Source organism: Sedimentibacter hydroxybenzoicus DSM 7310, assembly GCF_013403245.1.
GTDB lineage: Bacteria > Bacillota > Clostridia > Tissierellales > Sedimentibacteraceae > Sedimentibacter > Sedimentibacter hydroxybenzoicus.
On sequence record NZ_JACBNQ010000001.1, the window covers coordinates 275839 to 292799 of the forward strand.

Sequence of the window (16961 nt, forward strand, 5' to 3'; positions counted from 1 at the left end):
CTATACCGGCGAGAAGGAAACTTCTCGTCATGTAATTAATGGGGTGACTGTATGCAGGAAGATACTAAAATCATAGTACAGGTTGATAAAACTGTAGTTAAAATTACAGGGTTAGAGATCAAAGGGCTAAACATACAACAACTTGAAGAAATATTAAAAGACAAACTAAAAAGTTTAATAAGAATTATCGGTGTGTCAGGGTCTTCAATAGAGATGGACATTTACGGAATTGAAGAAGAAGACATATTAAGAGAAGAAACCGGCTTAATTAAAGCCATAGCTTTAGCAGACGGCATAACCATATCTGATGTTACTTCCCTGTCCTCCGTAAAAAAAATTCAGAGTGTTGATATAGATTCTATACCGGAATATGCGGAAAGCGGATGTAAAGGAGAAAGGTGGCAGAATATTTGATTAACAAGGCTGTAATTATCCCAACCGGAGATGAACTTAGATCAGGTATAATTTTAGACACTGACAGCCCCATGATAATGCAGGTTTTATTAAGCATTAACAACAAATGTTTAGTAATAAGAAATGAACCGATAGCTGACGTTGAAAATATGATAACTGATTGTGTCAGGAGCTACATAAATAAAAATGTAGATTTGATTATATTAATAGGCGGATCAGGCGGGGGCCACAGATATAGTTCAACATTGTGTAAAGATTATACTCATACTTCGTTGGACTCCATATTAGACGAAAAATATTCAACTGAACTCTATGGAAAAAATGGTCACATGTGGAGTAAGTTAATTTGCGGAGAAGTAAATAAAACTATGATTATTAATGTTCCGGGACCATATCAGGAAGCCCGTGCTGCTATAGAAGCTTTTAAAAAGTCGTATGAAGAAAACAGCAGTGATTTAAAGCAAATTAACATAAACATGGCAAATGCGGTAAAGGCCCAATACTTTTTATAACTGAACTGACTATTATGGGAGTAAAATGAAAAATACAATTGCATATGAATCTTTTTTAATAAAAACACTTACTAAAGATAAATTTAGTATTATTGTTGGTGGGTTCTGCCCAAAAGGTAAAAAGCTTGAAGCAAGCAACACATATGAAAAGATAAGTAAGCTTATGTTAGGACAGTCGATTGATGAATATATTATTGATTACACATTGGCTGAAGCAATAAAAAAAATATCTCCTGAATGGGTACCGGTAGTTGGTGCTTCTATATCAATTGACAATATAAAAAATAAGACAGGCGGTATTATAGGAAGTCCATGGAAACAAAATGAATCAGCTCAAGAGGAAATTGAGCAGATAATAACGGACATATATTCAATATCATTCCCCGGGGGTCCGGGAGTTGCTTTTAAAGGCTCTTATTCTGATGGATTAAAGCTAAAGAATATATTAACAGAATATAAAAAAGAAAAACATAGTATTGATACAGTAATAAATAAACTTAGTGAAATTACCGATTTATATATCCTCGTGGAAGATGGAAGCGGTTATATGAGTCAGGGTGGTATATATGTGTCTGATAACAATGGTAAACACTATAAAACTTTCAACTAAACAATATGAAATTTTAAAATTATAAAAAATGAAAGGAGCTAATTAATGAGTAAGAGAAAAACTCAAACAATGGATGGGAACATGGCAGCGTCCTATGCATCCTATGCCTTTACAGATATGGCAGCGATATTTCCAATCACGCCTTCCTCGTCAATGGCAGAGCATGTTGATGAATGGGCATCTGCCGGTGTAAAAAATATATTTGGTAACGAAGTAGTGGTAAAGGAAATGCAATCAGAAGGGGGTGCTGCCGGCGCTTTGCACGGATCATTACAAGGCGGAGCATTATCAACAACCTATACGGCTTCACAGGGATTGCTGTTAATGATACCAAATATGTATAAAATAGCAGGAGAATTATTACCTGCAGTATTCCATGTAAGTGCGCGTTCATTGGCTTCAAATGCACTTAGTATTTTCGGAGACCATCAGGATGTTATGTCAACGCGTCAGACAGGTTTTACCATGCTGGCATCAAGCAGTGTACAGCAATGTATGGACCTAGGTTCTATAGCTCATTTGGCAGCAATAAAAACAAGAATTCCTGTTCTTCATTTTTTTGACGGATTCAGGACATCCCATGAAATGCAAAAGATAGAAATATTAGAATATGATGAATTAGCTAAATTAGTAGATATGGATGCTGTAAGAAGGTTTAGAAATAATTCTTTGAATTCTAACCGACCGGTTCTTCGCGGTACGACACAAAATCCTGATGTCTTCTTTCAAACAAGAGAGGCTATAAATAAATTCTACGAACCTGTTCCGGAAACTGTTCAATATTATATGGATGAAATTAACAAACTAACCGGCAGGGATTATAAATTATTTAATTATTACGGTTCTTCAAAGGCAGAAAATATAATAATTGCCATGGGATCAGGCTGCGACACTATAAGGGAAACAATTGAATATTTCAATAAGAACGGTTCAAATTACGGATTGTTGGAAGTTCATTTATTCAGGCCGTTTTCAATAAAACATATGTTAGAAGCAATACCGGATACGGTAAAGCGCATAGCTGTTTTAGATCGTACAAAAGAACCCGGAGCTTCGGGAGAGCCTCTTTTCTTAGATGTTAAAAATGCATTTTACGGAAAAGAAAATACTCCTTTAATTGTCGGAGGTCGTTATGGTCTTGGATCAAAAGAGTTTACACCTGCAAATGTTATGGAAGTTTTCACAAACCTGGAGAAGGAGATTCCTGTTGACGGTTTTACTGTGGGAATAGTAGATGATGTAACAAATAAATCCCTTGTTCCTTACGACAAAAAATTCAATCCGTCTCCTGCAGGTACAATTGCATGTAAATTCTGGGGACTAGGTTCGGACGGTACGGTAAGTGCTAATAAATCAGCTATAAAAATTATAGGTGATAACACTGATAAATATGTTCAGGCATATTTTGCATATGATTCTAAAAAATCAGGCGGAGTTACAATTTCTCATTTAAGATTTGGTGATGATCAAATTCAATCTCCTTATGGAATCAATTCTGCTGATTTTATTGCCTGCCATAATCCTGCCTATGTAAATCAATATGATTTGGTAGATGATTTAAAAGAGGGCGGAGTATTCTTATTAAACTGCACTTGGGATAAAAAAGAGCTGGAAAAAGAATTGCCTTCTGCAATTAAGAGGAAGCTGGCAGATAAAAAAGCTGATTTTTATGTAATAAATGCAGTTGAAATTGCAAGAAATTTAGGACTTGGCAATAGAATTAACATGATTATGCAAGCCGCATTTTTCAAATTATCAAATGTGATGTCTTTAGAAAATTCAGTTAAGCTTTTAAAAGAGGCAGTAATTGAAAGCTATGGAAGAAAAGGACAAGATGTTATTGATATGAACAATAGTGCAATTGATGCCGGAGTTAATGCAATTGTAAAGGTTGAAGTACCTGATAGCTGGAAAACATCAAAAGATGAAGATAAAGATATTGTTCAGGAATTACCTGAATTTGTAAAAAACATCATGATTCCTATGAACAGGCAAAAAGGAGATTCATTACCGGTAAGTGCTTTTAACGGAATAGAAGACGGTACTTATCCAACTGACGTAACTCAGTATGAAAAACGTGGAATAGCTGTGGATGTACCTTATTGGGATGCAGAAAAATGTATTCAATGTAATCAATGTTCATTTGTTTGCCCCCATTCGGTGTTAAGACCAATGCTGTTATCTGCAGAGCAGGTTGAAGCATCACCTGCAGCAATTGAAACAAAGACTGCTATAGGATATAAAGATAAACAGTTTTATATGGCAATGTCTGCTTTGGACTGCACCGGCTGCGGTAACTGTGCAGATGTTTGTCCCGCTAAGGAAAAAGCACTTGAAATGAGGAATTTGTCAGATAAAAAAGATGAATTTGTAAGCATGTGGAATTATGCAAAGGAACTAGAACTGACAGAAGTTACAGACAAGCAAAAATCTACGGTTAAGGGAAGTCAATTTGCAATGCCGTATTTTGAATTCTCCGGTGCATGTGCCGGTTGCGGTGAAACGCCATATGCCAAACTGGTAACTCAATTGTTTGGTGACAGAATGGTTATTTCAAATGCAGCAGGATGCACTACGGTATGGGGAGGATCAGCTCCATCTATTCCGTTTAAAAAGGACAAAAGAGGATATGGACCGGCTTGGGGATTCTCACTTTTCGAAGATAATGCCGAATATGGTTATGGAATGCATATAGGCACATTGACAATAAGAGATTCTGTTCTGAAGAAAGTAAAAGTTCTTCTTGAGAATGCAGCGGACGAAGAATTAAAAGAAGTAATGAAAGAATGGGTAGAGGGTTATGCCATATCGTCGGGAACTCGTGAAAGAGCGGAAAAGCTTGCTAATGCTCTCGAAAATTATAAAGAAATACCTGAATATGAAGAAATATATGAAAGACGAGATGTCTTTGTCAAACAATCTAACTGGATATTCGGCGGTGACGGTTGGGCCTATGACATAGGTTACGGCGGGTTAGACCATGTACTTGCAGCAGGTGAAGACATTAATGTATTGGTATTTGATACCGAGGTTTATTCAAATACCGGGGGTCAGTCATCAAAATCAACTCCGACTGCTGCTATTGCTAAATTTGCCGCATCCGGTAAAAAAACAAAGAAAAAAGACTTGGGTATGATGGTAATGAGCTATGGATATGTTTATGTTGCACAAGTAGCCATGGGTGCGAATCAAAACCAAACACTTAAGGCAATTTTAGAAGCGGAGGCATATCCGGGACCTTCTTTGATTATTGCTTATGCACCTTGTGTCAATCATGGAATCAAAGATGGAATGGGGAAAACACAAAATCAGGAAAAACGTGCAGTAGCAGCAGGATATTGGTCACTGTACAGATACAACCCAATGTTGAAAGAGCAAGGCAAAAATCCGTTTACTTTGGATAGCGGTGAACCAACGGCAAGTTTTGAGGAATTTTTATTGAGTGAGGTAAGATATTCTTCTTTGTTAAAGCAGTATCCTGAAAAAGCTAAAGAGTTGTTCGCGAAAGCCGAAATTGATGCCAATGAGAGGTTGAATAATTATAAGCGTTTGGCAGAGAGATAATTTAAATATTGAAATATTTAGATAATTAATATATAATTATGTAAAAATTGGCAATGGGGGCAGATTGACATGGAAGCGAGCAATAAAATAATGAGCATAAGTACAAGCACAAGGGTATATGAAAAGATAAAAGATATGATTTTACATTTAGAAATTCGACCGGGTGAAAAAATACCCGAAGAGAAAATCACTGAGATTGTTAAATGCAGCAGAACACCTGTCAGAGAAGCTATCAGAAAGCTCAGTGAAGAGGGACTGGTTTCAATTTATCCTAATCGATATTCTGAAGTAAAACAATATAATGAGAATGACATAAAAAAAATTGGAGAACTGAGATTATCTCAAGATATCCTTTCGTGTCAATTAGCTATAAGAAACGGTTCTAATTCTGACTTTTCTCAATTAAAGGAAATTGCGGAAAAGTGCAGGATCAGCGCTGAAAAGGGAGATATTTATGAACGAATTTCCTTGGATTCACAATTTCATCTTGAGATTGCTAAAATAGGAAGAAATGATTTGTTAATTGAGAGCCAAGAGAAGTTATATATGAAAATTCACATTGTTCAGATATCAAAGTATACAAATATTGAGGACAGTATTAATCAAATCAGTAAACATAGTGAAATAGTTGATGCATTATTTGAACGTGACTATAAAAGAGTAAAAATTATATTGTGTCAACATTTAGAAGACTTTTTTAATATTGATCAAGAAATAATAAATATGTATTTAAATTGAACAAACAAAGGGCAAAGTTGAGGCATTTAGATTATATATATTAATTTTCCCTGATATTTGGGGAAATTCTTGAGCAATCAGAATACAGGAGGCATGCATGAATTTTAAGCCGGAAGAATACAAGTATTCATCAAAACGTAATGTAGTATACGGACATAAAGGAATGGTTGCGACATCGCAGCCCTTAGCAGCACAAGCAGGTTTGGAAATATTAAAAAAGGGTGGAAATGCTGTAGATGCTGCGATTGCAACAGCTGCCTGCCTGACTGTAGTAGAACCTACTTCAAACGGATTAGGAAGCGATGCCTTTGCCATAGTATGGTTTAAGGATAAGATTTATGGCTTAAACGGCAGCGGATATTCACCCTATAGCATATCAATAGATAAGCTGAAAGAGAGAGGTTTAAAAGAGATACCTAAATATGGAGTAATACCCGTTATGGTACCCGGTGCCCCTGCGGCGTGGTCAGAGCTATCTAAAAAGTTTGGGAAGCTGTCTCTTATTGAAGTGTTACAGCCGGCGATAAACTATGCAAGATACGGTTTTACGGTTTCCGTAAATGTTAAGCAGGCATGGGATGAAGCATATCATATTTATAGAAGCGAGAAGGGTGAAGAGTTTAAGCATTGGTTCGATACGTTTACTAAAAACGGTACAACACCAAAATTCGGAGAACTTTGGAAGCTGCCGCATCATGCGGAAACCCTGAAATCAATAGGAGAAACCTACGGTGAATCATATTATAAGGGGCACATTGCCGATAAATTTGATTCGTTCTTTAAACAATATAAAGGGTTTATAACTAAAGAAGATTTAATGGATTATAAGCCTGAATGGGTAGAACCGATATCAATTAATTATAAAGGATATGATGTTTTAGAAATACCACCTAATGGACAAGGCTTAGTGGCTTTAATGGCACTAAATATTTTAAAAGATTTTGATTTTAAATATAAAGATGACAGTGATACGTACCATAAACAAATTGAAGCTATAAAACTTGCGTTTGCCGACGGACAAAAGTATATTACAGATGCTAACCATATGAAAGCAGATATTAAGAAAATATTATCTGACAGCTACGGCAGATTAAGAAAAGAATCTATAAAAAACACGGCTTTAACACCGGAAGTAGGAGACCCGAACAGCGGCGGAACAGTTTATTTGTGTACGGCTGATGATGAAGGAAACATGGTTTCATATATTCAAAGCAATTATTCAGGCTTTGGTTCCGGCATGGTTATACCCGAAACCGGTATAGCACTGCAAAACAGAGGACATAATTTCAGCTTTGACGATTGTCATGATAACTGTCTGCTGCCGCATAAGAAAACATACCATACGATAATTCCGGGATTTCTGATGAAAGATGGAAAAGCAGTCGGACCATTCGGGGTAATGGGCGCTTTTATGCAACCACAAGGTCATGTGCAGGTAGTAACCAATCTTATAGACTTTAATATGAATCCACAGGAAGCTATTGATGCTCCGAGGTGGCAGTGGATAAAAGATAAGCAAATTCAGGTAGAGCAGGATGTTCCGAATCATATAATAAATGATTTAATCAGCAGAGGGCATGAAGTTAAAATTCAGCCGGAGGTATCAACCTTTGGCAGGGGTCAGATGATTCTTAGAACCGAAGAAGGAACCTTATGCGGAGGAACAGAAAAAAGAACAGACGGTCATATTGCTGTTTGGTAGAAAAAAGCATATTATCAGGAGGTATATAATGGCTTTAATGACAGGTGAACAATATATAGAAAGTATAAAAAAGATGAACATGCAAATTTACATGTTCGGTGAAAAAATAGAGAGTGCGGTTGACAATCCTATATTAAGACCTTCTCTTAATTCGGTTAAGGCAACATATGATTTGGCGCAAATGCCGGAATATGAAGATTTAATGACAGCAACATCATCTTTGACAGGTGAAAAAATAAATCGCTTTACACATTTACATCAAAATTCCGATGATTTAATAAAGAAAGTGAAAATGCAGAGATTGTTAGGACAGAAAACTGCTTCGTGCTTTCAGAGATGCGTAGGAATGGACGCGTTCAATGCTGTTTACAGCACAACTTATGAAACAGATAAGAAATTCGGAACTAAATATTTTGAGAATTTTGTAAAGTATATGAAGTATGTACAGCAGAGTGATTTAACTGTTGACGGGGCAATGACCGATCCAAAGGGAGACAGGTCATTATCACCAAGCAAGCAATCTGATCCGGATATGTATTTGCGTGTAGTTGAAAGAAGAGAGGACGGAGTCGTTGTAAGAGGGGCAAAAGCTCATCAGACAGGTGCGTGCAATTCACATGAAGTTTTAGTAATGCCAACTATCGCATTAGGTCCGGACGATAAGGATTATGCAATTGCTTTTTCTGTTCCTATGGATGCAGAAGGAATCTTCATGATTATCGGAAGACAATCCTGCGATACAAGAAAATTAGAAGGTTCGAATTTAGATGTAGGTAATTGTGAATATGGCGGCATGGAAGCACTCATGGTTTTTGAAGATGTTTTTGTACCGAATGACAGATTGTTTTTAAACGGTGAAACTGAATTTGCAGGTATGATGGTAGAAAGATTTGCAGGTTACCACAGACAAAGCTACGGCGGCTGCAAGGTAGGAGTCGGCGATGTTTTAATCGGTGCGGCTGCTTTGATTGCAGATTACAACGGTGCTCAGAAAGCATCTCATGTAAAGGATAAGCTGATTGAAATGACTCATTTAAATGAAACATTGTACAGCTGCGGCATAGCTTGTTCTGCAGAAGGAAGCAAGACCGAATCAGGAAACTATATTATCGATTTGCTGCTTGCTAATGTGTGTAAGCAAAATATAACGAGATTCCCTTACGAAATAGCAAGACTGGCAGAAGATATCGCAGGCGGTTTAATGGTTACGGCGCCTTCGGAAAAAGATTTGAGGGACCCGAAATTAGGACCATATATAGAAAAATATCTAAAAGGCGTTGAAGGTGTTTCTGTAGAAGACAGATTGAAGATTTTAAGATTAATCGAAAACATAACACTTGGAACGGCGGCTGTGGGATACAGAACAGAATCAATGCACGGAGCAGGTTCGCCTCAGGCACAGAGAATTATGATTTCAAGACAAGGAAACATTAACGGCAAAAAAGAATTGGCTAAAAAAATAGCAAAGATAGAAAATTAAAATACAGGGGCTAAGCCCCTGTATTTTAATTTCTTTTTTCAAAATATGCTTTAGCAACCTGCGGGAATAGTGCATATGATAGAACATCTTGCTCTGATTTTGCTAAGTCACCTATTTCAGCTTTTAATTTATCATATTCGTCAGATAATAAGTCAGCCGGTCTGACGGTTATAACTTCTTCATTTCCGATTATCTTTTCTTTTATTTCTTCGTCGATAGGTGCTGCCGGTTTACCGTAAAGACCCTTTACGTAATTTTTAATTTCAGTCGGAATAATATTATATCTTGCTCCTGAAATTACGTTGAAAACCGCCTGTGCACCAACCATTTGACTCATCGGAGTTACTAACGGAGGATAACCTAAGTCCTCTCTGACTTTAGGAACCTCAGCCAGTACGGCATCATACTTATCACTTGCATTTAATGATTTCATTTGATATAAGAGATTTGACAGCATTCCGCCGGGTATCTGGTATTGTAACGTATTTGGTTCGGTCATAAGAACCTTGATGTTGTACGTACCGTCCTCCTGATATTTTTTTATAATATCTCTGAAATATTCTGCAGTATTGTTTAAGCTATCCACATTCAGTTTCGGATCATATTCTGTTCCCTGTAATGTAAATGCCAAGGATTCTGTAGCAGGCTGTGATGTACCGGAAGACAGCGGAGAAATTGCAGTATCCACAATGTCAATACCTGCTTCTATTGCTTTCATCATTGCCATTTGTGCTACACCGCTTGTACAGTGCGTGTGGAATTCTAAAGGAAGACCGGTAACCCCCTTGATTGCCTTAACTAAATTGTAAGCTTCATAAGGCAGCAGTATACCTGACATATCCTTTATACAAATAGAATCAGCACCTACATCTTCAAAATTTTTAATTAAGCTCAAATAATATTCTGTCGTATGAACCGGGCTTATGGTGTAAGAAATTGCACATTGGCAGTGCGCACCCTCTTTTTTTATAACTTCAATCGATTTTTTCAAGTTTCTGATGTCATTTAATGCATCGAATACTCTTACTATATCAATTCCTTCGAATATTGCATTCTTTAAAAATCTTTCAACTATGTCATCGGGATAATTCTTATATCCAAGGATGTTCTGACCTCTTGAAAGCATCTGAAGCTTAGTGTTTTTAACATTGGCTCTTATTTTTCTTAATCTTTCCCACGGATCTTCGTTTAAAAATCTGAGACAGGTATCAAATGTGGCACCTCCCCAGACCTCCATAGAATGAAATCCGGCTTTATCCATTTCTGATAAAATGGGCAATATTTCGTCTGTTGTCAATCTCGTGGCAATTAGTGATTGGTGTCCGTCTCTCAAGGACGTTTCAGTAATTTTAATCATAGTACCTCCTCCATTATAATTTTTTAATTTATTATCATATTATAAAAAATTTATATTCTTTAATTGCTATTTTACATATTTATCCATACTATATTAAGCTTTTTCTTGATATAAATAATATATGTGTGATATAATAAATACAGTTAAAGATACATAGACATAAGTCTTTTATGTATTTTTAACATATTTTTAATTATCAGTATAATATCATGAATATTAGTATAAGTACATAATTTAAATAATAAAGTTAAAGAAAATACTTATAGATAAAAAACAATTTGCAAAATATAACTAATTAAATAAGGCGGTAATTATGGATCAAACAGATTTGAAAATAATCAGCATATTGCAACATGACGGAAGAATATCTATGAAGGAATTAGGCAAGGAAGTATCTTTGAGCCCGCCTGCAGTTGCTGAAAGAGTTAAGAGATTAGAGGATGACGGAGTTATCGAAAGATATAAAGCGGTAGTAAACAATGAAAAGGTTGGGAAACCCATATGTGTCTTGATTAATGCTTCTATAAAGCCGGAAAAACAGGAAGGTTTTTTAGAGTTTGCTAAAAAATCGGAGGAAATTGTGGAGTGTTACCATGTTACAGGTCCCCACAGCATGATTATGAAAGCTTATTTAAGAGAAATGAATCACCTGGAGGAGCTTGTGGGAAAGGTTCAATTTTTTGGGAACACAGAAACATTCATAATAATGTCCAGCCCTATAGAAGGTAAAGAAATTTAAAGCAAGGATTATCGTTAATACAGGTAGGGAGATAAAACATTAAAGCTGCAGCTTTATTGTTTTTTTATGACCCAGCCGATTTGATTGATTCTCCGGGGCATAAATTTTGCCGTGAGTATCATAATATATTTAATGTGCTCAATTTTACATAGATTATTTTTTAATTTATGGTATAATATTGAAGCGATAATTTAGTTAAGATGAGCAAGATTCAAACTTAAGAGGTGTAATTAATGTTAAGAATACAGCAAGTCAAGCTCCCGATAGACCATAATCAGGAAGATTTATATATAAAAGCAGCAGAAAGCTTAAAGGTTAAAAAGGAGGATATAAAGTCCTTATCAATATTTCGAAAATCCATAGATGCAAGAAAAAAGGATGAAATTTTATTTATTTATGCTTTGGATATCGAACTTTATAACGATATTAAAATTTCCAAAAGAAACACTAATGTTACGGTGGTTGAACCATTCATATATGAAGTTGAAGCAACGGGTGAGAAGCTGCTTAATAACAGACCTGTTGTTGTCGGAAGCGGTCCTGCGGGACTTTTTTGCGCTTTATTGCTTGCAGAAAAGGGTTACAGTCCGATTATTCTTGAAAGAGGAAAAAAAGTTAAAGAAAGAGTTAAAGATATAGATAAGTTTTGGAAGGACGGTACATTGAGCGAAAGGTCAAACATACAGTTCGGCGAAGGCGGTGCAGGTACCTTTTCAGACGGAAAGCTTAATACATTAATCAAGGACAGATCTAAACGGGGAAAAAAGGTTTTAGAAGAATTCGTCGATGCAGGTGCACCTGATGAAATAACGTATTTAAACAAGCCCCACATAGGCACGGATTTATTAAGAAACGTTCTGGTAAACATAAGAAAGAAAATAATAAGCTTAGGCGGAACCTTCAGATTTGAAGAACAGCTGACAGATATTAAAATCAAAGATAACAGTGTGTACCGTATTATAACGGAAAGTGATATAATTGATACTGATGTATTGGTGCTTGCAATAGGACACAGTGCAAGAGATACATTTGAAATGCTGAATGACAAGGTTGAATTGAAAGCAAAACCGTTTGCGATAGGTGTAAGAATTGAACACCCGCAGAGGATGATAAGTGAATCACAGTATGGAAATCTTGCAGGTCATCCAAAATTAGGTCCCGCTGATTATAAATTTGTTCATAAAAGTAAAAACGGAAGAAGTGTATATACATTTTGTATGTGTCCGGGCGGGGTAGTTACCGCTTCTAGTTCTGAGAATAACCATGTTGTTACAAATGGCATGAGTTTTCATGACAGGGATTTAGAAAACGGAAATGCGGCAATTGTAGTTCAGATTAATCCGGAGGATTTTGGAGGAGAAGAAAATCCGTTGGCAGGAATCGAATTTCAAAGAGAATATGAAAGAAAAGCTTTTGAGTTAGGCGGAAGTAATTATCACGCTCCCGTGCAGCTGTTTAAGGACTTTAAGGAAAAACGGGTTTCTGCATCCTTCGGTGAAATTTATCCAACTTACAGACCCGGTGCGACATTTTCTAATCTGTGGGATTGTTTGCCTGACTATGTGTGTGAAAGCCTGATTGAAGGAATAACCGCATTCGGAAAATGGCTCGAAAACTTTGACAGAGACGATGCTGTGCTGACAGGTGTTGAAACAAGAACATCGTCACCTCTGCGTATAAACAGAGATGATGATTTGCAAAGCAATATAAAAGGCATATATCCTTGCGGAGAGGGCTCCGGATATGCGGGAGGAATAATGTCTGCCGCAATAGATGGCCTAAAAGTAGCAGAACAAATTATAAAACTTTATAAACCAATGAATAAGAAGGAATGATACCATGAAAATAGCCGTTATCGGCGGAGGTGCTTCAGGCCTTATTGCGGCAATTGCTGCAGCAAGAAACGGCGCCGAAGTTACGATTTACGAAAAATTGAATAGAGTCGGTAAAAAAATCTTAGCAACGGGTAATGGCAGATGCAATTATACTAATTTAAATATTAACATCGACAGGTATCACGGAAAAAATGTTAATCTGGCGAAAGCATCGATGGAATTCTTTGATTTGAACGAGACAATCAGATTCTTTGAAAGCTTGGGAATTCATCCCTATGAAGGTGAATCCGGCAAAATATATCCCAGCTCCTTGCAGGCATCAAGCATATTGGACGTTTTAAGATATGAAATAAAGAGGTTGAAGGTTGCAGAGATTACGGATTGTGAAATAAAAGAATTAAGAAAAAGTAAAGACAAATTCAGTATTATTGGTAATGAAGACTATTCAGCCGATAAGGTAGTATTGGCAACGGGAGGTAAGGCAGCTCCGCAGCTGGGAAGTGACGGTAAAGGATATGAAATAGCGAAATCCTTCGGTCACAAAATAATTGAGCCGTTTCCGGCATTGGTTCAACTCAGATTAAAGAGCAAATACCTTAAAAGAATATCCGGGATAAGATTTGACGGAATCGTAAAAGGATTAACGGATAATAAACTAATACGGGAAGATGAGGGAGAAATACTGTTTACCGATTATGGGATTTCGGGACCGCCCGTCCTGCAAATAAGCAGAAAGGTAATTGAAGAAATAAATAAAGGAAACAATGTATATATATCGGTTGATATGTTTCCTGATAAAACAAAGCTTCAGCTTTATGAACTATTGCAGTCAAGGTTTGCGGACATAGGATATAAAACCCTTGAAGAAAGTCTGGTAGGATTTATAAATAAAAAATTGATACCCGTAATATTAATGGAAGCCGGATTCGATGACTTGAATAAAAGATGCGGGAAATTAAACAAAAAAGAAATTTACAAAATTATAGATATTTTAAAAGAGTGGAAGTTTGAGGTGACGGGTCACAATACCTGGCAGCAGGCACAATCGACTGCAGGTGGTATAGATGTGTCGGAGATAAATCCGGTTACTCTTGAATCAACTAAGGTGAAGGGCTTGTATATATGCGGAGAAGTTCTTGATGTTGATGGAGACTGCGGAGGATTTAATCTGCAATGGGCATGGAGCTCAGGTTATACGGCAGGATATTACAGTTCAATATGAGTATTGAAGAAAGGGAATAGATATGAAAAGATTTATAGAGAAAATTTTTGGCTCATACAGTGAAAAGGAAGTTAAAAGATTAGAACCGACAGTTGATAAAATACTATCATTAGAAAGTGAAATGACTAAATTAAGCGACAGCCAGCTTAAAGCAAAGACTTCCGAATTTAGGGAAAGATTGAATAATGGTGAAACAAAGGATGATATATTGCCGGAAGCATTTGCGGTTGTGAGGGAAGCAGCATGGAGAGTTTTAGGACAAAAGCATTACCGTGTACAGTTAATAGGCGGTATGGTTCTCCATCAAGGAAGAATTTCGGAAATGAGAACAGGTGAAGGTAAGACATTGGTTTCCACATTGCCTGTATATTTAAATGCCCTTGAGGGAAACGGCGTCCACGTAGTTACCGTAAACGACTATCTTGCAAAGCGTGACTGCGAGTGGATGGGTAAGGTTCATAATTTCTTGGGTTTATCGGTAGGCTGTATAGTCCATGGTATAACCAAGGAAGAAAGAATAAGGTCATATCGGTGTGATATAACTTACGGAACAAACAATGAGTTTGGTTTTGATTACCTCAGAGACAACATGGTAATCAGAAAAGAAGAAATGGTTCAAAGAGATTTGAATTATTGCATCATAGACGAAGTCGACTCTATTTTGATAGATGAGGCAAGAACTCCTTTGATAATTTCAGGAGAAGGAGAAAAATCCACAGATTTGTATGAGCTGGCAAACAGCTTTGTTTTGCCGCTGAAAGGAAAAATACAATCTCCCGAAGAAAAGAAATCAAAAATGGATTATATAATGGGAGATGTGGAAGAGGATGACACTGTTGATTTCATAGTGGATGAAAAAGGTAAAAATGTTACTCTGACTGCCCGAGGTATTACTAATGCAGAAAGATTTTTTAACATCGAAAATTTAGCTGAACAGGAAAATATGGAAATTTCGCACCATATCAATCAGGCATTAAAAGCTCATAATACGATGAAGAAGGATATTGACTACATTGTTAATGACGGTGAGGTTTTAATTGTTGATGAGTTTACCGGACGTATAATGTACGGGAGAAGATATTCCAACGGATTGCATCAGGCTATCGAGGCAAAAGAAAGAATTGAAGTCAGAAAAGAATCTAAAACATTGGCTACAATTACATTCCAGAACTATTTCAGAATGTATAAAAAGCTCTGCGGTATGACCGGTACTGCAAAGACCGAAGAGGATGAATTCAGAGAAATATATGGTGTGGATGTTATTGAAATACCAACAAATAAGGAAGTAATAAGAAATGATCACGAAGATGTTATTTACAAGGGTGAGGCAGGGAAATACACTGCGGTTATAAACGAAATTATAGAAAAACATAAAACAGGTCAACCGATTCTTGTAGGTACAATTTCCATAGAAAAGTCGGAATTGTTAAGTAAGCTTTTGAAGAAAGCAGGAGTTAAGCACGAGGTATTAAATGCCAAACACCATGCGAAAGAAGCAGAAATAGTTGCACAGGCAGGGCGTCTCGGTGCCGTTACGATTGCAACGAATATGGCAGGTAGAGGTACCGACATTGTACTTGGTGGTAATCCGGAGTTTCTTGCTAAGCATAAAATGAAATCAAAAGGTTTTACAGATGAATTGATTGCACAGGCAGACGGATTTAATGACACTGACGATGAAGAAGTATTAAATGCAAGAAAGACGTATAAGGAATACCTGGAACAGTCAAAAAGTGAACTTAAGGATGAACAGGATAAGGTCAGAGAAGCAGGCGGACTTCATATAATAGGTACCGAACGTCATGAATCAAGACGTATAGACAATCAGCTAAGAGGTCGTGCGGGAAGACAAGGGGACCCCGGTTCAACACGCTTCTATATATCTCTTGAAGATGATTTAATGAGATTGTTTGCCGGCGACAAAGTAAAAACCATAATAGAAACTCTGAAGATGCCTGAGGATGAGCCGTTAGAGGCAGGAATGCTAACCAGAACAATCGAGACTGCACAAAGCAGAGTGGAAGGAAGAAACTTTGAAATAAGAAAGCACGTCCTTCAATATGACAATGTCATGAACAAGCAAAGAGAGGTTATCTATTCAGAAAGAAGAAAGGTTCTGTTGGGTGAAAATCTTAAAGAAGATATCCTTAGTATGATTGAACAGCTTGTAGACAGGGGTGTACAGATGTATACTACAGACGAAAGGTTTACGGACAACTGGGACATTCAGGGATACTCTAAATATATAGCTGAAACCTTCTCGGTATTGATAAGCTTTGAAGGTGAGGACAAGGAAAATCTAACAAGGGAAAAATTAAAGGAAAGAGCACAAAGTGCAGTAGAAAGACACTATAAGAGACAAGAAGAGGAATTCGGAGAAGATGTATTCAGAGAAGTGGAGAGAATAGTTCTTTTAAGAAGCGTTGACACGAAATGGATTGACCACATTGATGCCATGGATCAGTTAAGGCAGGGTATCGGACTTCGTGCTATAGGAAACGAGGATCCGGTCAGAGCATACCAGGTTGAAGGATATGATATGTTTGAGGAAATGACGGCATCTATTCAAGAGGATACAATTAAAATGTTGATGCGTGTAAGACCTCAGGAAAAAATGCAGCGTAAAGAGGTTGCTAAAATCACGGGAACAAGCGGCGGCGATTTAGGCGGCAAGCCTCAGCCGGTAGTAAATAAAGAAAAAAGAGTGGGCAGAAATGATCCATGCCCGTGCGGAAGCGGTAAGAAATATAAAAAGTGCTGCGGACAAGATCAATAGGAGAGGGTGATT

12 protein-coding genes are annotated in these 16961 nt (G+C 37.0%); 11 read left to right on the forward strand and 1 reads right to left on the reverse strand.

The features are described 5' to 3' along the window. The first annotated feature begins 51 nt into the window (after positions 1-51). The 7 genes from HZF24_RS01325 (at position 52) to HZF24_RS01355 (ending at position 9020) form a co-directional block, all read left to right on the forward strand. Positions 52-414 carry a hypothetical protein gene (locus tag HZF24_RS01325; RefSeq protein ID WP_179236453.1) on the forward strand — a complete coding sequence of 121 codons (363 nt, stop codon included), beginning with the start codon at positions 52-54 and terminating at the stop codon, positions 412-414. After that, entirely contained in the window at positions 411-926 is a 516-nt protein-coding gene (locus tag HZF24_RS01330) for a molybdopterin-binding protein (protein ID WP_179236454.1), read from the forward strand. The genes HZF24_RS01325 and HZF24_RS01330 overlap by 4 nt, the downstream gene beginning before the upstream one ends. Positions 927-951: 25 nt before the next feature. Then, positions 952-1536 (forward strand): hypothetical protein, encoded by a 585-nt coding sequence (locus HZF24_RS01335; protein WP_179236455.1) that lies wholly within the window; start codon positions 952-954, stop codon positions 1534-1536. A 45-nt stretch (positions 1537-1581) separates the two neighbouring features. Beyond that, positions 1582-5100 carry a pyruvate:ferredoxin (flavodoxin) oxidoreductase gene (gene nifJ / locus HZF24_RS01340; RefSeq protein ID WP_179236456.1) on the forward strand — a complete coding sequence of 1173 codons (3519 nt, stop codon included), beginning with the start codon at positions 1582-1584 and terminating at the stop codon, positions 5098-5100. A gap of 90 nt (positions 5101-5190) precedes the next feature. After that, a complete protein-coding gene (locus HZF24_RS01345) occupies positions 5191-5838 on the forward strand; it encodes a GntR family transcriptional regulator (protein ID WP_246345902.1) in 648 nt (215 codons plus the stop codon). Between the two features lie 97 nt (positions 5839-5935). Further along, a complete protein-coding gene (locus tag HZF24_RS01350; RefSeq protein ID WP_179236457.1) occupies positions 5936-7540 on the forward strand; it encodes a gamma-glutamyltransferase family protein in 1605 nt (534 codons plus the stop codon). Positions 7541-7568: 28 nt separating this feature from the next. Next, a complete protein-coding gene (locus HZF24_RS01355; RefSeq protein ID WP_179236458.1) occupies positions 7569-9020 on the forward strand; it encodes a 4-hydroxyphenylacetate 3-hydroxylase family protein in 1452 nt (483 codons plus the stop codon). A 25-nt stretch (positions 9021-9045) separates the two neighbouring features. Here HZF24_RS01355 and HZF24_RS01360 read toward each other — a convergent pair whose 3' ends face one another. Continuing rightward, positions 9046-10377 carry an oxaloacetate decarboxylase subunit alpha gene (locus HZF24_RS01360; RefSeq protein WP_179236459.1) on the reverse strand — a complete coding sequence of 444 codons (1332 nt, stop codon included), beginning with the start codon at positions 10375-10377 and terminating at the stop codon, positions 9046-9048. 313 nt (positions 10378-10690) lie between these two features. Between HZF24_RS01360 and HZF24_RS01365 the strand changes: the two genes are divergently transcribed. The 4 genes from HZF24_RS01365 to secA all read left to right on the forward strand — a co-directional run bounded on the left by HZF24_RS01365 (position 10691) and on the right by secA (position 16949). Then, on the forward strand, positions 10691-11116 hold the full coding sequence (locus tag HZF24_RS01365; protein WP_179236460.1) for an Lrp/AsnC family transcriptional regulator: 426 nt from the start codon (positions 10691-10693) through the stop codon (positions 11114-11116). Positions 11117-11349: 233 nt separating this feature from the next. Further along, entirely contained in the window at positions 11350-12951 is a 1602-nt protein-coding gene (locus HZF24_RS01370; protein ID WP_179236461.1) for an NAD(P)/FAD-dependent oxidoreductase, read from the forward strand. A gap of 4 nt (positions 12952-12955) precedes the next feature. Further along, the gene (locus HZF24_RS01375; protein WP_179236462.1) at positions 12956-14173 is read left to right on the forward strand and encodes a BaiN/RdsA family NAD(P)/FAD-dependent oxidoreductase; all 1218 of its coding nucleotides are present in this window, start codon (positions 12956-12958) and stop codon (positions 14171-14173) included. Between the two features lie 22 nt (positions 14174-14195). Beyond that, positions 14196-16949 carry a preprotein translocase subunit SecA gene (gene secA, locus HZF24_RS01380; protein ID WP_179236463.1) on the forward strand — a complete coding sequence of 918 codons (2754 nt, stop codon included), beginning with the start codon at positions 14196-14198 and terminating at the stop codon, positions 16947-16949. The last annotated feature ends 12 nt before the right edge of the window (positions 16950-16961 follow it).